Source organism: Paenibacillus tyrphae, assembly GCF_024158745.1.
Lineage (GTDB): Bacteria > Bacillota > Bacilli > Paenibacillales > NBRC-103111 > Paenibacillus_G > Paenibacillus_G tyrfis_A.
This window is the reverse complement of record NZ_JAMZAW010000002.1, coordinates 83,418-107,037: the sequence shown is the minus strand read 5'-3', so window position 1 is coordinate 107,037 and position 23,620 is coordinate 83,418. Positions and strand designations below refer to the sequence as shown.

Below are 23,620 nucleotides of genomic sequence, written 5' to 3'. Positions count from 1 at the left end.
ATTTTACTTTTGCAAAGGAGACTGATCCTTCTTGGAAAGTCACAGTACAGGGTTCGATTTCGGATTAATTTCGCTTAATCTTCTACTGGTCGTGTTTTTGGTGCTGCTGAACGGTTTTTTTGTCGCAGCGGAGTTTGCATTGGTGAAAGTCCGGGCTACGCGCCTGCAGCAGCTGGAGAGCGAGGGTAACCCGAAAGCCAAGTATGCGCTCGCCGTAACCAAAAAGCTGGACGCTTACCTGTCCTCCACGCAGCTCGGCATTACGCTGGCGTCGCTGGGGCTGGGCTGGGTAGGAGAACCGGCCGTCTCGCATCTGATCGTTGAACCGGCTCTGGCAGCTCTCGGACTCGGAGGAGCCTGGTATGCCAATGCCTTATCGTTTGCGATCGGATTCGCCGTGATCACCTTCATGCATATCGTGCTCGGCGAGCTTGCGCCCAAATCCATGGCTATTCAGAAATCGGAAGCAACCTCTCTATGGCTGTCGGCTCCTTTAATGCTGTTTTACAAAATCTTTTATCCGGCGATCTGGCTGCTGAACGGCGCCGCGAACAAGCTCTTGAGGATGGTGGGGATACAGCCCGCTACCGAGCAAGAAGCTCATACAGAAGAAGAAATTCGGATTTTGATGGACCAAAGCGCCCGCAGCGGTATCATTGATAAAGACGAGCTGGCGCTGTTCGACAATATATTCGAGTTCTCCGATCGGGTGGCAAGGGAAATCATGCTGCCGCGGACCGATATGGATTGTTTGTTTACCGAGCTCAGCTATGAGGAAAACTTAAAAATCGTTTACGAAACGAAGCATACGCGCTACCCGGTGGCTACGGACGATAAAGACGAAATCATCGGATTTGTCCATATGTCAGACTTGCTCACCTGCGATCCGGACAAGAAGCACGATATCAAAGATTTCTTGCGTCCGGTGCTCATGGTGCCTGAATCGATGGAAATCAGCCACGTGCTGCGGCTTATGCAGAAGAAGCGTTCACAACTCGCCGTCGTGATCGACGAATACGGCGGAACGGCCGGGCTGATTACCACCGAAGACATTCTGGAGGAAATCGTCGGCGAGATTCACGACGAATTCGACGAAACGGAGCGGCCCGAGGTGGAGAAGATCGGAGATGCTTACTCCGTTGACGGGCGCGTGCTGCTGGAGGATCTTGACGACCGGCTTGCCCTCGGGATCGAAGACGACGAGGTGGATTCGATCGGAGGCTGGCTGTTCAAGCAGTTGGAAGGCTCCGTCTCCAAAGGCAGACGGCTGGAGCAGAACGGCTTCTTGTTCGAAATTACGGAGGTCGAGCGATTGCGTATTTTGCGTGTAAAAATTCAACCCGTTCAGAAACAGCCCGTTTCGGGTCCGCTAGCCGGTCAAAACCATCCTGACGAATAGGGAGGTACCCGTTCGATGTCGCTTAGAACGATCGTATTTTGTGTGCTTGGCGCCGTGCTTTTGTACGGAATGTTCACCATCGGCTTCCCGTTTTTGCTCGCCATGTTGATTGCCCTGTTGCTCGAACCGATCGTTCTGCTGCTGACATTAATGTTCCGCGGCGGGCGCGTGACGGTTTCTGCCGTAGTCTGTACGCTTTTTACCGGCTCGCTGCTTGGTTTCGTCTATCTGATCGGCTTCAAAATCGTCACGGAGCTCATTCAATTCTGGAAGAACGCTTCCGTCTATTTGAGCGACGCCAAGCTGTTTATTGAGGATTCGTCGGTACGAAACAAATTGTTCTATAAACTGCTGCCGTACGACGTTGCCGAGCAGGTACAGCGCTATGTGGAGACAGGAGCCGGGATGCTTACGGAAAACTTAAAAAGCATCGTGGCCGCCATCTCCGGCTATTTTCTCGACGTAGCCAAAACGATTCCGAATTTGTTTGTGTTTTTTTTCGTGTTCGTGATCGGTCTTTACTTGATTTCGTTCAGCTTGCCGAAGCTGCATCAGTCGTTTCTGAACCTGTTCGAGAAGCAGTCGAGGCCCAAGGTGGCTGCGGTGCTGAGCGATCTGCGCCGTGCTATTCTCGGCTTTCTCTTCGCGCAGGTGCTGATCAGTCTGCTAACGTATGTGGTGACGTTGGTCGGCTTGCTTGTTTTGAATGTCGATTATCCGCTAGCCGTTGCGCTGCTTATCGTGCTGGTGGATATTTTGCCGGTGCTTGGCACAAGCGCCGTGCTCGTTCCGTGGGCGGGGTACAGCATGCTCGCGGGAGATATGCGGCTCGGAATCGGGTTGATCATCCTGCTGCTCGTCATCATGGTGTTCCGCCGTCTGATCGAACCGAAAATTATCGGCGACGCCGTCGGGATCAATGCTTTGGCGGCGTTGGTCAGCATGTATGTTGGCTTCCAGCTTGCCGGAGTGATCGGCCTCATTCTGGGGCCGGTGCTAATTATCGTGTACCAGGCGCTTCGCCGGGTCGGTTTGCTTAAAATCAACATCAAATTGGAACAGTAACTATAACAAAAAATCTTGTCGTTCATACGGTCTTACGGCAATCTAAGGGGGAGAAGCAATGCAGGCAGGTCTAGAAAAAGCCAAGCAGCATTCCAAATTATCGTTGCCCAAACTGGTGAAACGCGCCGTCATTATTTTGTTGGGGGCGGCGCTCGTCTCGGTCGGACTGGAAAACTTTTTGGTGCCCAACAACATCATTGACGGGGGAATCGTGGGCATCTCGATTATTACCTCGCATTTGTCGGGTATTCCGATCGGCGTATTTCTCTTATTATTCAACCTTCCGTTTCTGTTTATCGGGTATAAGCAAATCGGTAAAACGTTCGCGTTATCTACCTTATTTGCGGTTTCCCTCATGTCCGTCGGTACATGGCTGCTTCATCCGGTGCCTCCGCTGACGACCGATCCGCTGCTCGCGGCAGTGTTCGGCGGCATTATTCTCGGCATTGGCGTCGGCATGGTCATCCGTTCCGGCGGCTCGCTCGACGGTACGGAAATTATGGCCATTCTATTCAGCAAGAAAACGCCGTTCTCGGTCGGCGAAGTGGTCATGTTTTTTAACCTGTTCATTCTGAGCAGCGCCGGCTTTGTGTTCGGATGGGATCACGCGATGTATTCGCTTATCGCTTATTACATAGCCTTCAAGCTGATCGATATTACGATCGAAGGCTTCGACGAATCCAAATCCGTCTGGATCATCAGCGAGAACAGCCGCGAGCTTGGGGACGCCATTATGCACCGTTTGGGCCGCGGCGTCACGTATCTGCAAGGCGAAGGTGGATTTACCGGCGGCAACAAGCTGGTCATCTTCTGCGTCATCAACCGGCTGGAAGAAGCGAAGCTGAAGTCGATCGTCGAGGAACTCGATCAATCCGCATTTCTCGCAGTCGGCAATATCCACGACGTGAAGGGCGGACGCTTTAAGAAAAAGGATATTCACTAAAGAGAAAAACCGTCACGGCCATTCGTTCGAAGGCAGGGAGCGCATTATGCACGCCTGCTTGGAACGAGGGCTGCGGACGGTTTTTTTGTAAACGGAGATCAATAGTAGCGGCGGGCGCCGAGATATTTTGGGCCCCAGTAGCTGCTGTCCAGCTTTTGTACGGCGATTCCGGCAGAGCGGGTGGCGGAGATGAACTCGCCGTTGCCCGTATATATGCCGACGTGGGAGGGGACGCCAGGCTCGTTCAGTCCAAAGAATACCCAGTCACCGGGCATGAGAAGGTCCCGGTCGACCGCAAAGCCCATGTCGGCCATGACGGACGAGCTGGTCCGAGGCATGGGGACTCCCTGCTTCGAAAGCAAGTAGTAGATAAAACCGGAGCAATCGAAGCCCGCAGGCGTGCTTCCGCCCCACACGTAGGGCGTACCTATGTATCGTTTTGCATCGGCGAGGATGGATTTCTTCACAAGAGCGCGGGATAGCGCGATCCGCGTCGTTCCGTTAGCAGCGCCGGTCATCGGCAAACTGTAGGCTTGCTGAAAAGAGCGGACGGCCTGTACCGTAAACGGGCCGTAATATCCGGTAGCATTCGGGTAGGTGAAATACCCGAGCGATTGAAGATTTTGCTGCAGTTCTGTCACCGCCGTTCCGGATGTGCCCTGGAACAGGACGACCGGGGAATGTTCGGCAGCCGCGTAAGTCGAATCCGCGAAAACGGAGGGGACCGCGATCAGACAAGAAGCGGCGACCGTTAGCAGCAACACTTTTGAAAACGCTTTCTTAAACAAAAAGCTTCAGCTCCTTTTTTCCTTCTGCAGGGGGCAGATGAAGTTGTTGTCATTTTATACGCATAATGGACGAGCGGCAATGTATAAATATTGGTAGATTGCTAAAGGAGGCATTTCCGGCCATGGATCTTGAGAAAGAATGGTATCCGTATGTCAGTCCCTTCGACCCTTGTCCGCCGATTACGGTTAAGACCTATGTTATTCCGCCAAATCTGTATATTCAGTTTCAACCGCCGGGGCTTCCGCAATATCCCCCGCTTCAGGCGCTCCGGTGCGGTACGCTCTGGCCTGTGCTGTATAGTCCGTACCAATCCAAACATTGCTGAAAGGATAGGAGGTGAACGGCATGAACCAACCGCTGCCCCCTCATTACTACACGCTGCTGGAGGAACTGCAAGCGATCGATTTCGTGCTGGTGGAACTGACACTCTACCTGGATACGCACCCCGAGGACGCCCAGGCGTTGGAGCAGTTTAATCAATGTGCGCAGCAGCGCCAGCTTCTGGCCCAACGGTACGAGTCCGAGTTCGGTCCGCTTCTGCAGTATGGCCACAGCTTTTCGGGGTATCCCTGGCAATGGTGGGAGCCGCCGTGGCCGTGGCAGGTCTGATTCAAAGCCGACCAGGAGAGGAGTCTTGAGCGATGTGGATCTATGAGAAAAAGCTGCAGTACCCGGTCAGGGTCAGCAAGTGCGACCCGCGCATGGCAAAGCTGCTGATCGAGCAGTACGGCGGTGCGGACGGCGAGCTGGCGGCGGCGCTGCGGTATTTGAATCAGCGATATACGATACCGGATAAAGTGATCGGGCTTCTGACGGACATCGGGACGGAGGAATTCGCCCACCTGGAAATGATTGCCACAATGGTCTATAAGCTGACCAAAGACGCCACGACGGAGCAATTGAAGGCCGCGGGACTAGAAGAGCATTACGTGAATCACGACAGGGCGCTGTTTTACAGCAACGCGGCGGGCGTACCTTGGACGGCTACCTATATTCAGGCCAAAGGCGATCCGATCGCCGACTTGTATGAGGACATTGCTGCGGAAGAAAAAGCGCGTGCCACTTATCAATGGCTGATCGACATGACGGACGACACGGATTTGCAGGACGGTCTGAAATTTTTGCGCGAGCGCGAAGTCATTCATTCGCTCCGGTTCCGCGAAGCGGTGGAGATTTTAAAGGCGGAGCAGGGAGCGAAAAAGGTATTTTAAAGGGAAGCCGGACTCGGAGGACAGGCAGAGGGAGATGGCGTACGGAATGAGCAGGTAAATCATTCCGTTCGCCATCGTTTATTTTGGCGGTCCGCAGCTTCCGCTTATCCGCTTCAGCATCAGACCGATTTCAATTAAGCCTTCGTCGCTCCATGGGCCCGGGGTGGACGAACTTGCCTTCAAAGTAGCCGAGGGTCCCGCATCCTTCCCGATTGAATCCGCTGCCTATAACGCGCGGTGTTACCGAGAAACCGACCGATTTTAAATTTGGCGAATCATCGACCCCCAAGAAGCAACGCCTCCCCTTCCTCCCATTTTTTTGCTAAGGTAACATGCCCGTTGCATTTCCAAAAGGGCAAAAAACAAACATATTATTTTGTATTGTGAGGACATCGTTTGACAATCTGTGACAATCATGGTTCTATAAGACGTGATATGTTTATGCGGATGTCAGGAGGAGAAAGGGAATGTCGACGAACAAGAGAACACCGGAAGCGATGATATTCGATTTGGACGGGACGCTGTTTCAGACGGAAACGCTGCTGCTGCCGGCTTACCATGCTACATTCGAGCAACTGCGTGCGGAAGGGCTGTTTCAAGGGGAAACGCCGGATGAGAAATACATATTGAGCGGGCTTGGAATGCTGCTGGAGCATATATGGCAGCTGGTTATGCCGGACGCCGATGTGGCGGTTCACCGCCGTGCGGACGAGCTATTGCTGGAGCTGCAAGTAGAGTGGATGGCGCGCGGCGAAGGCAAGCTGTATGACGGCGTTGCCGACACGCTGCGGGAGCTGCGCCGGAGGGGCGTGCGGCTGTTCATAGCCAGCAACGGACTGGAAGCTTACGTCAAAGGCGTTATCCGTCACCAAGGGCTGGAGCCGCTTTTTGAAGCGGGAGGCTTGTACAGCGCAGGGGAATATGCAACCCGCTCCAAGGTGGATCTCGTGCGGCAGCTGTTGGACAAGTACGGCATCGAAAACGCTTGGATGGTCGGTGACCGTTCCTCGGACGTCGAGGCGGGACATGCGAACGGGCTGTTTGTGGTCGGCTGCGATTATGCAGGCTTCCGCAAAGAGGGAGAACTGGATCAGGCCGACGTCCGCATCGCGGATTTCCGCGACCTTCCGGCATTGCTCGAAGCGTAAAAGAGCGGAAGCTTTGATTTAAAGTCTCGGACCCGGATTCGCTGACGGGCACAAAAAACATCGATGACGCATCGGTGTTTTTTTATGGACAAAAACCGGACAACCGGCCAAAAAGAAAAGACCGCTGTTTCAAACAGACCGGTCTTGGTATGATTCGCTTGGTTGGGATCGCGGTACAAGGTCCAAATGATTGGTATCGGTTTTGGGCGCCGCTTTTTTTTCGAGCAGATGGAGAGCGAATTCGATGGGCCGGCGAATGGCCCTGCGGTAGGTCTGAAGATCTCCGGTTAATCGGAACACGTCGCGCGAAGGCTTCGGATTGACTTCCAGCAGCCATACATGCCCCGACGGATCAACCGCCAGATCGATGCCGGCTTCGCAAAACGTGCCGAACTTGGCTTCGAGATGCTGTGCCACATGGATCCCGAGGGTATAGGCGGTTTCCTTGATGCTCTTTACTGTCTCTTCCGTCCTGAAGCGGTTTTTGAGCATCGTTTCCATCGAGATTGCCGTCCCGCCGCCGTGCAGATTGGAAGTGACGGAAAACGGCGGTCCGATACGGCCGGCGCATCCGGTTACCTGCCACATTCCTTGGCCGTCTTTTTGCACCAGCATCCGAAAGTCGTGCACCCGGCCGTCCTTCAGCTCAAGCGGAATGCCCTGCTGAACAATGTACTTGCTCTGCAGCCCCCAGCCGGCAAGCCGGGCCGGAATTTGCGCTGCGGTCACCTTGGTCGCCGGCAAAATGCGGCGATTCGCATCCCTTCCCTGCATGAGATAACCACTGCTTCCCCGCAGCCGCTGCAAGCGGACAATACCGCGGCCCCCTGTGCCGCTTTTCGGTTTCATGTATACAATCGGATGCTTCTTCAGAAACTGCTCCAACTGCTTCCGGCTTTTGTAATGAACGGTGGAAGGCAAGTGCGGAGCGATGTTTTCATTTTCCGAAAGCAGGCGGTGAATGATCCATTTGTTGGCAAGCGGCCGGCTTAGGTAGCGGAGCTTGGTATATTTTTGCCGGAAATTCGTGATCTTGCGGTAATTGTCCGCCCCGTGATACCGGCACCGGTCATAGACGATCGGCGGAAAGCCGACCCACCTGCGGGTCCATGATCGGGTTGCTTGGTTATAGGCGAGCGCGTGAATCCGCGTTCGATTGTCATCCACATCGTCCGGTGTGAATACGAACACATCCACCCCGAGTTTTTGTCCATATATGCTTAGTTTGCGGTAAAACGAAAGCTCTTCCAGCTTCCGTCCCGGCATATACATAGCCAGTACGCCCAGTTGGGGATTCAAGTGCAGCTCACCTGCCTATTCTTCTTATTTATCGCGCTCGGTGTTGGTTTGAGCCAGAAGGGGAGAGGCATCCGTTTTTTTGGGAGGGCGTTTCGATTTGCGCTTGGCCAAATAGATGGAGTACAGGATCAGATTTTCGAGCGATTTTTTGCGGATCGGCGGCTCGTCGAATTTCATCGGTTTGGAGTTTGCCTCGAAAAACCAAATGTGCCCTTCTTGATCGACGCCAAGGTCCAGGGACATTTCACCTAACATATGGCCGCTGGACTTCTCGATCTGCTTCGCGATGGTGAGCGCCGCTTTTTTGGCGCGGGTGATGATGCGTTTGCTGCCGGGCCCGCCGAAGGAATAGGTTAGCAGCTTGGCGGGATCGTCAATCGAGCCGCCCCGTGGAACGTGGGTCGTGATGCTGAGCTTTCCGGCCAGCCGGGCGCCGATTCCCGCGACGCTCCACTGGCCTTTGCCGTTCTTTTGCACGAGCACCCGCAGATCGAACGGACGCTGCTTATAGCTGGAGAGGGGAATTCCTTGTTGGATGATGTAGTCCTTACCCCCGATCAGTTCCTGTACTTCCGACCACAGTCGGGAGACGCTCGGGTAACGGGAAATATGGCTTTTCGTCTTTTCCTGAATGCTAAGCTCGAATGATTTGGACTTCGTATCGAGAAGGCTTCGGCTTACTTTCATGATGCCCTTGCCGGCTTTGCCGCGAATCGGCTTGAGATACAGAAACGGATACTCGGCAAGCAGCTTGTCGAGCTCCTCGCCGGAGGAGAGGCGTCTCGTATCGGGAATGTAACTCTGCGTCTTCTCGGCATGGTTGAGCCATTCGAACAAGGTCCATTTATTGAAGAAGGACGGGTTGAAAAAGCGGATCCTTCTCTGCCGCATGCAGGTTTGAATCACCTGCTGCACCTCGGGCAGCAGCTCGAATTTGCGGTAAGGAATCCGGTTATATATGACGTGGGGGGCGGGAAACACCCCTTTTTTCCACGTTTTGTCGGCCTCATTGTACGTGTATCCGACGGCTTTGCGTCCGGACAGCTTGAAATCGGCCGTCGTCATGACGTAGACGAGAACACCGCGCTCTGCACCGGTTCGGATCAGGTCGATAAAATTTTCTTGATTCCCGCGAAAAATTCGCGTTTTATCCGAGTGAGTAAGAATGGCCAGCGTCGGATTTTCACGCTTGGACGGTGCGTTGGTGTTGGTATCCACTCAGGAATCCCTCCTTGACCGAAATCGGCTCAAGTAGAGGCAGTAGTCGTAGATGTTTTGCAGCGAGGCTCTTCCTTGTTCCTTCAGCGCCGGGTGCTTGAAAATGGACCGTCCCGGCTTGGAATTCGCCTCGAACATCCAGAGGTGTTCGTTCTGGTCAATCCCGATATCGAAGCCGAGCTCGCCCAAGGTATGCCGGTAATTCCGCTCGATGTCCTCCGCCAGCTTGACGGCGGTTTCTTTGGCATTCGAGAGCACCGCATCCGCCCGGTTGCCGAAAATTTGCCGGAGTACTTGTTCGGGCGTCATAAGCTGCCCGCCCGTGCGAACATGGGTCGTGACGCTGCCTTTGCCCGCTTTCTTGGCCCCGATGGCGGCAACGACCCATTGGTTGGCGTTGTTCTTGGTCATATGGAAACGGAAATCGATCGGACAGCTGTCGAGTTCGATCAGGCGAATTCCCTGCTGGGCAACGTAGTTGTTCAACCTTCCGCTCTGCTTGTTGAGCAGCGACATGAGGGCCTCGAACCGGCTGAACCGCAGCAGTACATTGCGCGCCCCGCGCCGGAAACGGGCATAGTAGCCGCGTTTCGGATTGTATGTCAGGCGGAAAATGCCGATGCCGAGGCTGCCGCCGGTCGGTTTCAAGTAGATGAATTTATGCTTCTCCAGCATTTCCTTGATTTGCGAAGGGGTGGGGTTGATCCGGGACTCGGGAACGTAACGGGAAGCTTCGGTGCCTTCCAGCAAATTGTACACATCCCATTTGTCGAAAAAAGTCCAGTTGAACAGCGGAATCCCTCTGCGAATAAACCGCTGCTTGAATGCGTTCATCGACTCGAGCCGCTCCGCCTTCCGGCTGGGCAGCCGATTGTAGATCACATCGGGCAGCGGCATCGTCTTGCGTACCCAGCCGCCTTCGCCTCGCGGGAGAACGGCAGTGACGGTCGCTTGAGACCAATTGACGCTTTGGGGGGAAAAGCCGTAGTAGAATGCTTTGTCGGAGCCGGCGCGCATAAACTGCCGGATAAACTCCGTCCGATTGCCGAACGGAGCGCTGCCCCCTCCCGTAACGCTGGTCAAGACCCCGATCAGCGGGCCGATGCGGATATCTTTGCCGTTGCTGCACGTGATCATGCTGGTGCCGGCCCGGGGAATGCGAAGCTGCGTGTAAAGGAATGACGGCAAATACAGATGGCTGCCGCTCTTTTTCAGCAGCTTCAAACTTGCGTATACGCTTTTGCCGCCGAGGTGCAGATGTATGTTTCGTGTTTTGGATACTTTAAGCGCCCGCGCCAATTCGCCGGAGAGGTAGATGATCCGCTCCTGACGCTGGGTGACATGAATCGTGCAAGTTGTCAAGCTCATGTTGAACCTCCTAAGAGTTTTGCCGCAGGCAAAACTTTCTTCGAAAGCATGGGCTGAGTTTTGCCGCAGGCAAAACTTTCTTCGAAAGTGTAGGTTGAACTTTGCCGGGCATTGGTCAAGGCTGCTTTTGCCTAACGTTCGCCTGCGCACGCGGCTGCCGCAGCAAATACCGCGCGTAGCGCAGCGGATTGGCCAGTGCGTCCAGTTTGGCTTGGTCGTCTTGTAAATAAGTAAAGATGGAGCGGCCGGGTTTGGAATTCACTTCGAGAATCCAACTATTGCCGTCCGTGTCGACACCGAAATCGATGCCGAGCTCGGCGAGCCGCCCGTGACAAGATTCCAGCGCTTCCGGAAGCCCCATAGCGAGCTGCTTCAGCTCGTGAAGGAGCTTCTCGGCGCGTGTCGGCCCGAACTCGCGGGCCAAAAACGGTCTGATGGGTTCCACCTTGCCCCCGCCGTGCAGATTTGCGGTGAGGCTGCCGTTCTGCCCCCGGCGGACGGCCATGCCTGTCAGCTTCCAACGGCCGTCGCCGTCTTTTTGCACGAGCGCGCGCACGTCGTACGCGTCGCCGTTTTGCGACTGCAGCGGCAAATACTGCTGCAGCAAATAGCTGCGCTGCGCGACGAAGCGGCGCAGCCATCGAAGAAGCGCCCCGGCGTCGGCGAAGCCGCACGCGACGGCGCGGTTGCGCGGATCGCGCCCGCGGACGGTGTACGCCGCTCCGGCGGCGTTCGCCGTGCCCGCAGGGGACGCGCTTTCGCGGCGCACGAGCAGCACGCCGCGTCCCTGGGAGCCGCCGCGCGGCTTCAGAATCGCTTCGCCGCGCTGCCGGAGCCAATCCGCGAGCGTGCGCATGCTGCGCAGCGGCTGCGTCTCGGGCAGGTGGCGGTCAAACCGGCCGTCCCGCCGAAGCGCTTGCTGAACGTCCCACTTGCCCTTCAAGCCGTGACCGAGCAGTCGGACGGAGGACTGCTGTTTAAGACCCTGCAATGCGTTCCGATAATCGGCGTATTGCCTCCGGGCGGTGAAAAAGCAGCGGTCATATACGATAGCCGGCAGTTCAAAGGTCCGGCTGACCCACTCCTTGGATGCCGCATCATAGACATACCCGGTTACTTGCGGCCGGGACCAATCGATGCCCTGCGGAGTAAATACGAATACCGTCAAACCGCTGCGGCTCCCGAGAATACACAAGCGGCGGTAGAAACCGCGGTTGGCAAAAGGCGGATGTTCATCGGTCTGCGTCGTCATGATGCCGACGGTACTTTTGTTCAAGCGGTCTGGTTTCATCATGCGCTTTACCTCGATCCGTTCAAGCTGCATCGTCGGAGGACCCCGAGATATCCCATGTACGAGGGCAAGTTATCGGGGGAGATCCGCTTTCAGGCGCGCCGATCCGGAAGCTTGGCGAACCGGTCAAAACTTCGCTGCGAAGCGGGCGTACTGCACCACCTTCTTGACGGAGGGGCGGATCTTGAGCCCGGCTGCCAGCGGCGTATTGTCCTCCTTCGACGGTTTCGAATTGACTTCAAGCAGCCATACCCGGCCATTCGTATCGATCGCCAGATCGATTCCGAGTTCGGCATAATGGCCTGGGACCTGCTCTTCGATACCCTTGGCAATTTGGATGGCTGCCCGTCTCAGCTTGCCTAAACCGCCCGCCGCCGCGGCCGCCCCCGAGCGTCCCAAAGCGTCCTTGGCGGTTGTCAGCGTACCGCCGCGCGCCAGATTGGAGACGAAGTGATGCGTGCCGGCGATTCGGGCTACGATGGACGTAATGCCCCATTGTCCGGTTTCCCCGCGCTGCACCAAGGCCCGAAAATCGACAGGCCGGCCGTTCACGGTCAGCAGGTCGAGCCCTTGCTGAATTTGATAGCGTTGGGTTTTCAATTTGCCCGAGATGGTGCTGTACAGCTTGCCAAGGGTAGGAAAGGACTGCTTACGGGCGCCGCCCAGATTCGTGAAATGGCAAATGTATCCGCCCGGCTGTTTTTTAATCCGAATGATGCCTTTTCCAAGGCTGCCGGTAATCGGTTTGAGAAATACGGTCGGATGCTTGGCGCACATCGATTTGAGAAGCTGGAGATTCCGCAGCAAATACGACTCCGGCAAGTACGGTTGCAGCCCCGTTTCCTTGCGGAGGGCATCGAACACTTCCGTCTTGTTTAAATACTTTTCATTGAAGAGCACCGCATTATGGCGGCTCTTGGCTTGCGTCACAAAGTACTGCACGTTGGGACGGTTTTCCAGCTTGCGCGAGGTCAGACGGTTATACAGCACGTGCGGCACCGGGAACGTCGTTTTTTCCCAGCCGCCGGTTGCCTTGACGCGCCATCCCCGAACCTGGTCGTTCTGTCCGCGCAAATCCTCGGGCGTGCTGAAAAACACCGATGCGCCATACAGTCTGCATGCTTCGGAGAGCTCGCGGCTAAAGGCGGTGTTCGCCCCGAACAGTCTGTCGGCGGAATCGGCGTGAACGCGGCTGACCATGACACCGATCAGCGGGCCGAGATGAATCGTATGGGTTCCGGTTTTGTATTGAAGACAGAGCTCATCTCCGTGGGCAAGCCCCCACCTGGAAGCTAACGAACCGCTCAAGCGCAGTACGCCGGCCTTGGACGAAGAGATGACCGAAATCTCCTCCCGGGCAGAACCGAAACGGATTTGGAGAGGCTGCTGCAGCGGAATCTTCCATTTTTTCACGACAGATTCGCTGAGCGTCAGAACGGAGCCGTCCGAGGAATTGCCGGCGCTTTGGATCTGGATCTTCACCTTTGTTCTTTTCATGCGGAACTCCTTCCCAGCACCGGCTTGCCGCAAGACATGCCGCAACATGCTTTGAACATTGAGAAGCGAACTACTGCATCATATGAGGGCGTTTAAGCCTTGGTGAAAGAAACTACCTATATCGGGCAAATGCCCGCAAGCCCGTCGGCTCCCGCCAGAACTGGAATACATTTGCCGGAGGAGGGAAAACCTAACAAGCGATATGTACTGCCGGGAGGAGGGAACTTATGTCGGAGCAAGATCTTTTTGAGCCTTTGCGTTCCGTTCTGGAAAAGCACGGTCAGCTGCAGACGCGAAGCATCCCGAATGCGCAAGGGACATGGATGCTGCTGTATTACGGAGACTTGGCCGACGCCAAAATTTTGCAGACGCAAGTGATTCCTCCCATGCAGGAAAAGGCACCCGGGGGAGTCTCCTTGGAAACGCTCATTCGCCATCTGCCGGTGGATCAGCAGGAGAAGGCAGGGGATATCGACCGGGTGGTGAAACGGTTGATCTCCGGCTGGACATTGCTCCTCTCCAGCGCGGAACGCGGAGGCTATTTGCTCAACACGGCGCTGAAGATCGACCGCAGCGCCACGAGCCCCGAGGTCGAATCGCAGATCACGGGCCCGCAGGTGGCACTGACCGAGTCGCTGCAAACGAACATCTCTTTGATTCGGCAATATTTACCGGACACGCGGCTCCGCTATGCGTCGTTTCAGATCGGCGAAAGCACGCACACCGAAGTGATGCTGCTTTACATGGAGGGCGTTGCCCCGGCCGACGAAGTTTCCTTAATGAAAGACAAGCTGGCGAACGTGAAATTCAAAGGCATTACCGACAGCTCGATGCTTTTGCAAAAAATCGACGACAATCCCGAGTCGCTGTTTCCGCAAATGATTTCCAGCGAGCGGCCCGACCGGATCGTATTGAACTTGATCGAAGGCCGTCTGGTCATCCTCGTCGACGGCAGTCCGTTCGCGCTGCTGGGGCCGTCGCGCTTTTTCGACTTTTTTAAATCGGCCGAAGACCGGTATTTACGCACCAATATGGCGTTGTTTTTGCGGCTGCTCCGCTTGGCCGCTATTTTCATCTCGGTTTTTTTCACGCCGCTGTATGTGGCCGCCTTGACGTACCATTACCAGCTCATTCCATCCAATATGCTGGTACCGCTGGCGCAATCGCGCTCCAAGGTGCCTTTTCCTCCGCTGATGGAGGCGCTGCTGCTGGAATTTATCATCGAGCTGCTGCGGGAAGCGGGAGCGCGGCTTCCGACCAAAGTCGGTCAGACCATGGGTATCGTCGGAGGTATCGTGATCGGACAGGCGGCGGTTCAAGCCGGATTTACCAGCAATATTCTGATCATCATCGTGGCGTTGGCTGCGCTTTCGTCTTTTATTACGCCGGTCTACATTATGGGGGCGGCGATCCGCATCTTGCGCTTTCCGATGCTGCTGCTGGCCGGGGCGTGGGGGGCGGTCGGGATCATGACGGGGGTCAGCTTCGTTCTGATTCATCTGCTGCGGGTCAAGACCATCGGCCAATCCTACTTGTACCCGCTCTATCCGTTTCATATCGGCAAAATGCGAGCCAAGCTGCCGATCAGATTCCGGAGCCTGAGTCAGGACATTTATGAAGAACCGGCAGGTGATTCCCGGTGAGGACCAGCAAACGGACGAAGCCGCTCAACGCTTACGTCCTTTTCTTCATCATTTCGGGGACGCAGCTTGGCGATCCCGCGCAAAACTTTCAACGAAACGTCTACATCGCGGCCGGCCACGACGCGTGGGTGAGCATGATTTTAAACGGTTTGCTGGTCAGCGCAGCCTTGTATGCGATGATCAAAACGATGGAGCATTATCCGGACAACGATCTGTATCAGATCCATCAGGAGCTGTTCGGCCGCTGGCTGGGCAAGCTGTTCAATTTTGTGTTCGTGCTGTATTTTTTTGTGCTTTGCTTTACCGTGCTCCATTCGTATACCGAAGTTGTCCATACCTGGCTTTTTCCGGACATGAACAGCTGGCTGTTCAATATGCTGATGAGCCTGTTGTTTCTGTACGGCGTGACCGGGGGAATACAGGTTATTGCAGGGTTTGCGGTCGTGTCGTTTATTTTGTGGCTTTGGGTGTTCCTGCTGTACTATTTTCCGTGGAAATATGCGCAGGTCGATCAGTTGCTTCCGCTGCTAGAGGCCAAGCCCGGGCAAATTGTAAACGGCATGCGGGCAGCTACTTATCCGATGCTTGGCTACGAGCTGGTTTGCTTCTTGTACCCGTTCATCCGGGACAAGCACAACGTACAGAAGTATTCCCAGCTGGCTATCGTTTTTACGGTGTTCACTTACTGCACGCTGCTGATCAATGCCATTGTGTTTTATGCGGGAGAGCAGCTGAAGCATACGGTATGGGCAACTTACTCCTGGTACAAAATCGCACAAATTCCGTTCGTTGAACGGTTTGAGATCGTCGGGGCCGCCTATTGGATGATTCTGGTGCTGCCGAACAATCTGGTGCTGCTGTGGGCATCGACGCGCGGCATGCGCTCTCTCTTCAAGCTGAAGCAAAAGTACGCTCTCTATGCCTGCTGCGTGATCTTCGTGCTGTCGTCGGAGCTGCTTTTTACGCACGAGGATGTGGAGTGGATGTCCAATCTGCTTGGAGAAATCGGAATTTATCTCGTCTGGCTGTATCCCATCGCGCTGTTTGTGCTTGTCCGGTGGAAGCGCGGCCGCGGGAAGAAGAAAGGAGCGGGGGCATGAAGCTGAAACGAACGGCCATGACGGCGGCCATGCTTCTGCTGGCGGCTTCCGTCGTGGCGGGCTGTGTGCAGACCCGGGTGCTGGAGAGACTCGGGCTGGTCATTGCCGCCGGATACGACGAAGCCCCGGGAGACAAAATTCTTGGCACCTCGGTGCTCTACGAGATTGACCCGGGAGCAAAGGAGCGCTCCAATGTCATTACGTCGACCGCATATACGAGCAAGGGGCTCCGGTACAACAGTAATATCGAATCGCGCAAAAAACTGACCTCGGGCCAGCTCCGGGTCGTCGTGTACCATGAGGACTTGGCGCGCAAAGGATTGACCGAGCTCGTCGATACGATGCTGCGCGATCCGGAGGTCGGCTCGGCTGTCTATTTGGCCGTTTCCAAAGGACGGGCCTACGATCTGATGACAAGACGCTATCCCGAGATCGGCAATGTCGGCGAATATTTGTTTCAATCGATCCGGCAAAACGTAGAAAGCGAGGAAATGGTCTCTCCGATTCTGCATGAATACATCCGCGATCTGTACTCACCGGGGAGAGACCCGGTGCTCCCGTACATCGTTCAACGGAATAACGAGATTATTTTATACGGAGCTGCGCTGTTCCGGGGAGACCGGATGGTCGCGACGATGCCGCTGCGCAAAATTTTTTATCTTCGGCTGTTGCGGGATCGATTCCACTCCGGGATGACGGAGATTGGCCTATCGCCGGAAGCGCTCGGCTCGATCGCCTCCCCGTCCAAAGGGCAGAAGCAGATTTATCTTGTGCTCGATTCGGTGAAAAGCGAAAGCCGGATCCGGTTGACCAATGCGAAGCAGCTGACGTTCACGGTGCAAGTTCACATGAGCGGGAGGCTGCAGGAGATCTCGTCTCCGGTCAATTTGCGGAACCGGCAGGTGATCGAACTATTGGAGCGCGAAGCGAGCAAGGCGGTTCAAGCTAACGCGATGGCATTTATCGAAAAAACGCAGAAGCTGAACGTCGATCCCGTCGGCTTCGGAGAGAAGTACCGGGCGCAGCATCGGGGCAGCGGCCTGACCGTGGACAAATGGAAGCAGCTGTATCCGAAAGCCAAGGTGCGCGTCGAGGTGAGCACGAAAATTTTGCGGACCGGCCAGACGGATTAGCGGTTGCCGGCGGCGGCAACCGCCCCGGCGTTGTACCCGTCGATCCACCGCACCGCTTCGGAAATATACGGTACGGTGTGAAAAGCGCGGGCTTGCACGTCCGGGTGGCTTGAAGCCATGGCGAAGCTGTGCGGCGTTACCGCAAACATGGACAAATCGTTGAAGGCGTCGCCGAAGCAGGCCGTTTCTTCCGGGCGGATGTTCAGCTTTTCCAGAAGGGCAAGCAGGCCGCTTCCTTTGGAGCTTCCCTTGGGCATGACATCCAAACAATCGATATCCGAAATATACGCGTCGACCGCTTTCCCGTATTTCTCTAGCAGCGTTTGCTGAAATTCGCGGAGCCGGCCGACATCGCCCATGAACGAAATTTTGCCGCAGACGAGGTCGCGTCCGAGCCGCTCCCGCAGGCCTTCCACCGCCTCGAAAGGAGCCATCAGCCGCGGGGCGAGCCGCTGCGCATGCTCGCTCCACCGTTCCGTCATGTAGCGGTCGGGTCCGGCGAGCAGCGTCAGAAACGGCAGGCCCGCCGCCGCCTGCGATAGCTCGACGATCAATTCGCATTCGAACGCGTGGTGACGGATCAGCTCCCCGCCGGCTGCGTGTACGTATGCGCCGTTTTGCGAGATGCAGTGGGCGGTGACTCCGACCGTTTCCATCACCTTCGCAATTTCCGGACGCATGCGTCCGGAGGCGAAAGCGACGTCAACCCCGCGCCCGATCGCATCGTGCAGCGCCTGCCGGTCCTCGGGACGGATTGTCCGGTGCCCAAGCAGCAGTGTGCCATCCAAATCGCTGACAATCAGTTTAATCATCGTTCCTCCACCCCTTCGGCGATCAGAATTTCGATATTGTGCCGGCGCAGCGCTTCGCTCATCGGCTCCGCAGGCGGCCGGTCCGTAATGACAATGTCGATGCAATCCAGTCCCGCTATCCGGTAAAACTGGCGGAGGCCGAACTTCGTATGATCTGCCAGCACGATCACTTGATCGGCGCGGCGAATCATCTCCTTCATGACATAGCCCTCCTCCTCAAAGGGGTTGGTCAGCCCGTCCGGCGTCAGCCCGCTGGTGCCCAGGATGAGCTTGTCGGCCTGATAGTCGCGAAGCATTTCAAGCGTTCTTGCGCCGGAAATAAAACGGTGATGCGGGTGGACGACTCCGCCCAGCAAATGTACGGTGCTGCCTTGCTTGGGGGAGAGGATACCGGCAATGTCGATCGAGTTGGTCACGATGACGTGGCCGTCGGTTCGAAGCTGTTCCGCCGCATGAAGCACCGTCGTGGAAGCGTCCATGAACAAATAGTCGCCGCTGTGGATCAGCGAGGCGGCGAGCCGGCCGATGGCCCGTTTCACGTCGGATTCCGCCTGCAGTCGGTCGCGGTAGTCCGAGATGTCTTTATTCAGCGAAGGCCAGATCGCTCCCCCGCGCGTGCGCAAAATTTTTCCCTGCTCCTCCAGCTTGACGATATCCCGGCGGGCCGTATCCCGGGAAACCTGAAACAGCTCGCAGATCTCTTCCACGGAAATGCGCTGATACGCTTGTATGTGCTGTAAAATGGCGATTAACCGTTCCTCCTGATACATGACAGGCTCCTTCCGACGCAGGATGACAATATCTTTAATCGCATTATAAGTGAAAATACTTAAATAATGCAAGCGATAATAAGTAAATGTAAGTGAAATGCTTGCTGGAAATCATTTGAACGAACGGATGCATTCCGCGAGGGCGTTATGTTACAATGGCTGAAGCGTACAAATGCCTATGAACTTACGTAAGAAGGGAAAAGAGACGCACGTGACAGAAACGAAAAGAAAATCGAAACCGAAGCTGCTGGAGCTGGACATCGTCCGGGCCATCGCCATTCTCGCGGTCGTGCTCATTCACTCGACGTCCGACGCCACGGTCGAGCTGCCGCCGGGAAGCGGCTCCCAGGCGGTGTATCTGGCGCTCAACAAGCTTGCCAATTTTGCCGTGCCGGTGTTTATCCTGGTCAGCGGTCTGGTGCTGTTTTACCGCTACCAGAACGACTTCGGCGGGAAGCAGGCGCTGCAGTTTTATTTGAGGCGGGTCAAGCAGGTGCTGTACCCGTATCTGGTTTGGTCGCTCTTTTATTACTTGTACAACCAGTGGATTTATTACCGGGCGAACCTGCATTGGAACACGGGCGAATTTTTGGATTTGCTGCCGTGGGCGGATGCTTCGTATCACTTGTATTTTATGGTCATCATCGTCCAGTTTTATTTGCTGTTTCCGCTGCTGATGTGGCTGTGCCGGGCATTTCGCTGGTTCCGCAGCGGTTTGATCTGGATCGGCCTGCTCATTCAGGCCGGGTTTTATGCGTATCACAACTGGGTGGAGCCGTTCGGCCATATGCCTTCACTCTGCATCAACTATTTCAGCATGTTTACGCTGGGCGGGTGGATCGGTCTCCATTACGAAGCGTTCTCGGCCTGGATTCGCAAGCATTTTGTCTGGGTGCTGCCGCTGACGGCTGTGCTGGGCTTCGGCTTCATGGGCTTGTTCCAGATGGAAGTGCGGCTGCACGTCGTTCTGGCCCACCCGTGGTATCAGGGCTTGTTTTTCGCTTATGCGGCTTTTGCCGCCATGAGCTTGATCCGGTTGGGCCAACTGATGCTGGAGCGGGCAAAAGCAGCGGCGCGCGTGCTCATGGCGCTCGGAGCCGCTTCGTTCGGCATCTATTTGGCGCACCCGGCGGTGCTGACCTATTACAAAACGCATGTCCTCCCGTACAGCGGCGCCATGTCGGCTTATCATGCCTATGTACTTGGGGCGTTCGCGCTTAGTCTGACGATTCCGTGGATCGCTACGTTCCTGTACGGGCAAGCCATGCGGCCATTCCGGCGCAAGAAGCCGAAGCCGAGCCCCGCAGGGAGCGCTTAACGAAGTTAAGGAACCGATAAGGTGCTATTTTGGCCGGGACCCTCATACAATGTATCGTACAAGTTGTACGAGGGGAGGCTGGAATTTTGAAGGGGACCCGGAATAGCGTTGGGTTGGTCCTGGCGCTGGGCATGATGCTTTACGCCGTACCGAAGCTCGATTTCGGCGGGGGCTGGACGCTTGCTGCCGTATTCGGCGCAGGATGGATCGTCTTTGCGCTGCTCGTCACGGCCGCGCATTTGCATGAGCTGCTTGGCGTGGAGGAGGAGACGAAGCGGGAGCTGCTCAAGATCAAACGAATGAAAAAATGGCGGCTGGAGCAATCGCTGCAGGGCAGGCGCAGCCTTTTGCAGATCAAAAAATAGCGAAAAAAGTCCGTTTTCACCCCTTGTGCGGTGGAAAACGGACTTTTTTTCTGCCCCGGCTACACAATGAGCGCGATGGCCAGCAAATCGAACAGGACGAGCGGCAATATCACGTTGCTGTAGTAGGGATTGTAGAACGAATAAGCATCCGGGCCGGGAAGCAGGGCGCGGCCGTGCTCCGGAGACATTTGCAAATACACATAATGATCGTCGACATTCACGATCGTGCCTTCGTAGCTATGCCCGTGAACCGTATATACGCGTACGGGCCTCTGCAAATATTCGGTGCATACGCTGTGAATGCGCTCCTTGAACCGGTTGAATGATTCCGCGTCGCGCGTTTCAAGCTGGTAGACGGTCTGCGTTCTGCCTGCGAGTGGGCTGTCTGGCAATGGATCCACACCTCCTATGGGGTTCTGCCTAATCCATTGTATGCTGACGGGCTTATTTTCTAGTCCTGGGTACTGTTTTTTTCGTGCAAAAAAAATGATAAGATATAGTACAGAGTGATACAGAATTAGAATGGATTGGTGAGACAGATGAGCGAAACCGAATCGACTAACGTGCAGGAAACCGCAACCAAGCATGAACAAATCTTGAAATATATCGAGAGCTTGAACATCGGCAGCAAAATCTCCGTCCGCAAAATCGCCGAGCTGCTCGGCGTCAGCGAAGGGACGGCTTACCGCGCGATCAAGGAGGCGGATGCGATCGGACTGGTGGCGACGAAGGAGCGGGTAGGCACGGTCCGGGTCGAGAAAAAGCTGCGCGACCAGATGGATAAGCTGACGTTCGCGGAAGTCGTGAATATGGTCGACGGCGAAGTTCTCGGCGGCATGGCGGGCTTGGAGAAGACCTTGCACAAGTTCGTCATCGGCGCGATGGAGCAGGATGCGATGATGCGCTATATCGATCCGGGCAGCCTGCTGATCGTCGGAAACCGCAGCACGGCGCATCTGGGCGCGCTGGAGCAAGGGGCGGGCGTGCTGATTACGGGCGGCTTCGGAACAAGCGAGGAGGTCAAGGAGCTTGCCGACCGGCTGGAGCTTCCCATCATTTCCAGCAGCTACGATACGTTCACGGTCGCATCCTTGATCAACCGGGCGATTTACGACCGGCTGATCAAGAAGAAAATTTTGCTGATCGAGGATATCGTCCCCCAATCGATGCAGGTGTACGTGCTGAAAGCGCACCATACGCTGAAAGACTGGCAGCGGCTGCACGAGGAAACTGGGCACAGCCGTTTTCCGGTGGTGGACGAGTGGAACCGCGTGATCGGCATGATTACGTCGAAGGATTTGATCGGCGCCGAGCCGGACCAGACGATCGACAAGCGGATGACCCGGGGACCGGTGACGGCAAGCGTAAACACGTCGGTGGCGGCGGCGGCCCATCTGATGGTATGGGAGGGCATCGAGCTGCTGCCGATCATCGACATGAGCCGCAAGCTGACCGGCATCATCAGCCGCAAGGACGTGTTGAAGGCGATGCAGCATATTCAGCGCCAGCCGCAGCACGGGGAGACGTTCGAGGATTTGATCTGGTCGGGCTTCTGCGAGGAGAAGGACGGGGACGGGCATGCTGTCTTCCGCGGGACGATTACCCCGCAAATGACGAACCGGCTCGGCACCGTTTCCGAAGGCGTGCTGACGGTGTTGATGACACAGGCCGCTTATCACGCGGTGCAGGATGTCAAGAAGGGCGATCTGGTGCTGGACAACATGGCTTCGTATTTTATCAAGCCGGTGCAGATCGACAGCGCGGTGGAAATTCGTCCCCGCATCATCGAGGTGAGCCGCAAATTCGGCAAAATCGATGTCGAGATGCATCTCGACGGCACCTTGGTGGCCAAGGCGATGCTGACGGCGCAGGTGTTCGAGCCTTAGAGGAGAGCGGTAAAAGGGGCTGCAAAGCCGTTTGAGCCAGCGAACGGCTTCACGGGCTTGGCGGGCGGCCGGAGGACTATCGTCCTCCGATGCCTACGGAGCGTTTTAGGCGGGCCGGTTTATTTCCGGCTGAACAGATTGTGATTGCGGATGCCCGCAAATAAATTGAACAAGCCGAGCAGCAGGCAGACGGTTCCGAAGATGCGGCGGGTGGCGGAATCTTCGAAGAAGAACAGCTGGGATACGGCGATCACGACAAGCATAAGTCCCATGCAGATGTTCATCCGGGCCGAGTACAGGCCGCGCTGCTTCGGCTCCGCTTCCCGGCGGTAACGCACGCTGAAATATAAAGACAATACGAGGAAGATGACGATCAGCACGCTGAGCGTCCATTGAATGGTTTGCATCTTGAGCGGCACATCCTTATGTACGGGTTCTGCTTCCACTTTAGCGATTTCCGCCCGGGAAATCAACCGGCAGCGGGAGAATACGAGAGCGGGATGCGCCTCCACTCTTTGACCGTGACCCATACCTTAAGCTCCGTTTGCGTCAGCACGATCCATTTGACGGCCTGCACGATATAGTCCTTATCCATTACGCCGACGTAAGGCTTCTCCGTCAAAATTTGCTCGTACACATCGGGCATGGCGGCAAAATCCGATATTTTGCGGCCGACGACGATTTTTTTTAAATCGCCGTGAATGCGGCGCTTCAGCTCGCTTTCCGTCACCTTGTCGAGCGTCGTGTGTTCCCCGGGCTCGATATAAATGTTCAGGAGATTGATCGTCGTCTGCTGATTTTTCGTTTTGGTCAAATCGGCGATTTTGACCTCCAGATCCACTTTGGCGGAGAGCAGCTCCCGGTTCTGCTCGATCATCATATTCAAGCGTTGATTGTACGCGCTCAGAAACAGGGCGGCACCGATGACCATCCCGGCGATAAGAAGGCCCGCCGCACGCAAAAAACCGCCGGACGAACCGGAAGCAGGCGCCTTCACCCTTCGCTACCTCCTTTGCAGATCCATTGGATCAGGGTCGAGCCCATATGCGCGCCGACGAAGGCGCAGACGATGTACAAGATTTGTTTGATCGCCGGGGAGATGTGTCCCTCGATAAAATGCGTCTCAATCGCGCGGATCGGATCGATCGTTCCGCCGATGGCGGCGACGATCGCCCAAATTTTGATTTGCTCCGCGACGCTCGTCATCCGGTACACCGGCGGTTCGAGCGTCAATACGGCGCTGATGCCGGCCAGCATCGTCCCCCCGAGCACGACTCCGAACGCCACGAAAAAATCAAGAAAGCATCTGGATACAAATGGAGACATCGTTCCTCATCCTTTCCGGACCTGTTGAGCCGTTCCCAG

General features: G+C 55.8%; 25 protein-coding genes. 13 read left to right on the top strand and 12 right to left on the bottom strand.

Features of this window, described 5'->3' with window-relative positions:
* Positions 1-31: 31 nt before the first annotated feature.
* The 3 genes from NI000_RS03040 to NI000_RS03030 are packed head-to-tail and all read left to right on the top strand — an operon-like array spanning position 32 to position 3,407.
* On the top strand, positions 32-1,399 hold the full coding sequence (locus NI000_RS03040) for a hemolysin family protein (protein WP_253407601.1): 1,368 nt from the start codon (positions 32-34) through the stop codon (positions 1,397-1,399).
* A 15-nt stretch (positions 1,400-1,414) separates the two neighbouring features.
* Entirely contained in the window at positions 1,415-2,464 is a 1,050-nt protein-coding gene (gene ytvI, locus NI000_RS03035) for a sporulation integral membrane protein YtvI (RefSeq protein ID WP_253407600.1), read from the top strand.
* 58 nt (positions 2,465-2,522) lie between these two features.
* Positions 2,523-3,407, top strand: coding sequence for a YitT family protein (locus tag NI000_RS03030; RefSeq protein WP_253407598.1), 885 nt, complete (start codon positions 2,523-2,525; stop codon positions 3,405-3,407).
* Between the two features lie 98 nt (positions 3,408-3,505).
* Here the strand turns inward: NI000_RS03030 and NI000_RS03025 are convergent, their stop codons facing one another.
* On the bottom strand, positions 3,506-4,195 hold the full coding sequence (locus NI000_RS03025) for a C40 family peptidase (RefSeq protein ID WP_253407596.1): 690 nt from the start codon (positions 4,193-4,195) through the stop codon (positions 3,506-3,508).
* 122 nt (positions 4,196-4,317) lie between these two features.
* On the opposite strand from NI000_RS03025, the gene NI000_RS03020 reads away from it, so the two are divergent.
* The 4 genes from NI000_RS03020 (at position 4,318) to NI000_RS03005 (ending at position 6,555) form a co-directional block, all read left to right on the top strand.
* A complete protein-coding gene (locus NI000_RS03020; protein WP_253407589.1) occupies positions 4,318-4,521 on the top strand; it encodes a spore coat associated protein CotJA in 204 nt (67 codons plus the stop codon).
* A gap of 20 nt (positions 4,522-4,541) precedes the next feature.
* Positions 4,542-4,805 carry a spore coat protein CotJB gene (locus NI000_RS03015; protein WP_253407587.1) on the top strand — a complete coding sequence of 88 codons (264 nt, stop codon included), beginning with the start codon at positions 4,542-4,544 and terminating at the stop codon, positions 4,803-4,805.
* A gap of 32 nt (positions 4,806-4,837) precedes the next feature.
* Entirely contained in the window at positions 4,838-5,407 is a 570-nt protein-coding gene (locus NI000_RS03010) for a manganese catalase family protein (RefSeq protein WP_253407585.1), read from the top strand.
* 467 nt (positions 5,408-5,874) lie between these two features.
* Positions 5,875-6,555, top strand: coding sequence for an HAD family hydrolase (locus tag NI000_RS03005; protein WP_253407584.1), 681 nt, complete (start codon positions 5,875-5,877; stop codon positions 6,553-6,555).
* Between the two features lie 129 nt (positions 6,556-6,684).
* On the opposite strand, the gene NI000_RS03000 is transcribed toward NI000_RS03005, so the two are convergent.
* The 5 genes from NI000_RS03000 to NI000_RS02980 form a co-directional block, all read right to left on the bottom strand.
* Positions 6,685-7,854, bottom strand: a complete 1,170-nt coding sequence (locus tag NI000_RS03000) for a YheC/YheD family endospore coat-associated protein (RefSeq protein WP_253407582.1) — start codon at positions 7,852-7,854, stop codon at positions 6,685-6,687.
* Between the two features lie 24 nt (positions 7,855-7,878).
* On the bottom strand, positions 7,879-9,072 hold the full coding sequence (locus NI000_RS02995; RefSeq protein ID WP_253407580.1) for a YheC/YheD family endospore coat-associated protein: 1,194 nt from the start codon (positions 9,070-9,072) through the stop codon (positions 7,879-7,881).
* Positions 9,073-10,440, bottom strand: a complete 1,368-nt coding sequence (locus NI000_RS02990; RefSeq protein WP_253407578.1) for a YheC/YheD family endospore coat-associated protein — start codon at positions 10,438-10,440, stop codon at positions 9,073-9,075.
* Between the two features lie 115 nt (positions 10,441-10,555).
* A complete protein-coding gene (locus NI000_RS02985; protein ID WP_253407576.1) occupies positions 10,556-11,764 on the bottom strand; it encodes a YheC/YheD family endospore coat-associated protein in 1,209 nt (402 codons plus the stop codon).
* A gap of 93 nt (positions 11,765-11,857) precedes the next feature.
* On the bottom strand, positions 11,858-13,228 hold the full coding sequence (locus NI000_RS02980) for a YheC/YheD family endospore coat-associated protein (RefSeq protein WP_253407574.1): 1,371 nt from the start codon (positions 13,226-13,228) through the stop codon (positions 11,858-11,860).
* 227 nt (positions 13,229-13,455) lie between these two features.
* Between NI000_RS02980 and NI000_RS02975 the strand changes: the two genes are divergently transcribed.
* From NI000_RS02975 to NI000_RS02965, 3 genes are read left to right on the top strand one after another with little or no spacing between them, the layout of a single operon-like run.
* Positions 13,456-14,871: a spore germination protein gene (locus NI000_RS02975; protein ID WP_253407572.1), complete on the top strand. Its 1,416-nt coding sequence runs from the start codon at positions 13,456-13,458 to the stop codon at positions 14,869-14,871.
* Entirely contained in the window at positions 14,868-15,971 is a 1,104-nt protein-coding gene (locus tag NI000_RS02970) for a GerAB/ArcD/ProY family transporter (RefSeq protein WP_253407570.1), read from the top strand. Before NI000_RS02975 ends, NI000_RS02970 begins: the two co-directional genes overlap by 4 nt.
* A complete protein-coding gene (locus NI000_RS02965; protein WP_253407568.1) occupies positions 15,968-17,104 on the top strand; it encodes a Ger(x)C family spore germination protein in 1,137 nt (378 codons plus the stop codon). The genes NI000_RS02970 and NI000_RS02965 overlap by 4 nt, the downstream gene beginning before the upstream one ends.
* Here NI000_RS02965 and NI000_RS02960 read toward each other — a convergent pair.
* Positions 17,101-17,916, bottom strand: a complete 816-nt coding sequence (locus NI000_RS02960; protein WP_253407566.1) for an HAD family hydrolase — start codon at positions 17,914-17,916, stop codon at positions 17,101-17,103. The genes NI000_RS02965 and NI000_RS02960 overlap by 4 nt on opposite strands.
* Positions 17,913-18,686, bottom strand: a complete 774-nt coding sequence (locus tag NI000_RS02955; RefSeq protein ID WP_253407564.1) for a DeoR/GlpR family DNA-binding transcription regulator — start codon at positions 18,684-18,686, stop codon at positions 17,913-17,915. Before NI000_RS02955 ends, NI000_RS02960 begins: the two co-directional genes overlap by 4 nt.
* A gap of 211 nt (positions 18,687-18,897) precedes the next feature.
* On the opposite strand from NI000_RS02955, the gene NI000_RS02950 reads away from it, so the two are divergent.
* Positions 18,898-20,004, top strand: a complete 1,107-nt coding sequence (locus NI000_RS02950; RefSeq protein ID WP_253407562.1) for an acyltransferase — start codon at positions 18,898-18,900, stop codon at positions 20,002-20,004.
* Between the two features lie 86 nt (positions 20,005-20,090).
* The gene (locus NI000_RS02945) at positions 20,091-20,369 is read left to right on the top strand and encodes a hypothetical protein (protein WP_301292308.1); all 279 of its coding nucleotides are present in this window, start codon (positions 20,091-20,093) and stop codon (positions 20,367-20,369) included.
* Positions 20,370-20,428: 59 nt separating this feature from the next.
* Here NI000_RS02945 and NI000_RS02940 read toward each other — a convergent pair whose 3' ends face one another.
* Positions 20,429-20,761, bottom strand: coding sequence for a hypothetical protein (locus NI000_RS02940; protein WP_253407561.1), 333 nt, complete (start codon positions 20,759-20,761; stop codon positions 20,429-20,431).
* Between the two features lie 147 nt (positions 20,762-20,908).
* On the opposite strand from NI000_RS02940, the gene NI000_RS02935 reads away from it, so the two are divergent.
* Positions 20,909-22,255 (top strand): DRTGG domain-containing protein, encoded by a 1,347-nt coding sequence (locus NI000_RS02935; protein ID WP_253407559.1) that lies wholly within the window; start codon positions 20,909-20,911, stop codon positions 22,253-22,255.
* 119 nt (positions 22,256-22,374) lie between these two features.
* Here NI000_RS02935 and NI000_RS02930 read toward each other — a convergent pair whose 3' ends face one another.
* The 3 genes from NI000_RS02930 to NI000_RS02920 form a co-directional block, all read right to left on the bottom strand.
* Positions 22,375-22,662 carry a YtpI family protein gene (locus NI000_RS02930; RefSeq protein ID WP_216798131.1) on the bottom strand — a complete coding sequence of 96 codons (288 nt, stop codon included), beginning with the start codon at positions 22,660-22,662 and terminating at the stop codon, positions 22,375-22,377.
* A gap of 62 nt (positions 22,663-22,724) precedes the next feature.
* Positions 22,725-23,252 carry a hypothetical protein gene (locus NI000_RS02925; protein ID WP_253407557.1) on the bottom strand — a complete coding sequence of 176 codons (528 nt, stop codon included), beginning with the start codon at positions 23,250-23,252 and terminating at the stop codon, positions 22,725-22,727.
* On the bottom strand, positions 23,249-23,581 hold the full coding sequence (locus NI000_RS02920; protein WP_054975786.1) for a YtrH family sporulation protein: 333 nt from the start codon (positions 23,579-23,581) through the stop codon (positions 23,249-23,251). The genes NI000_RS02925 and NI000_RS02920 overlap by 4 nt, the downstream gene beginning before the upstream one ends.
* Between the last annotated feature and the right edge of the window lie 39 nt (positions 23,582-23,620).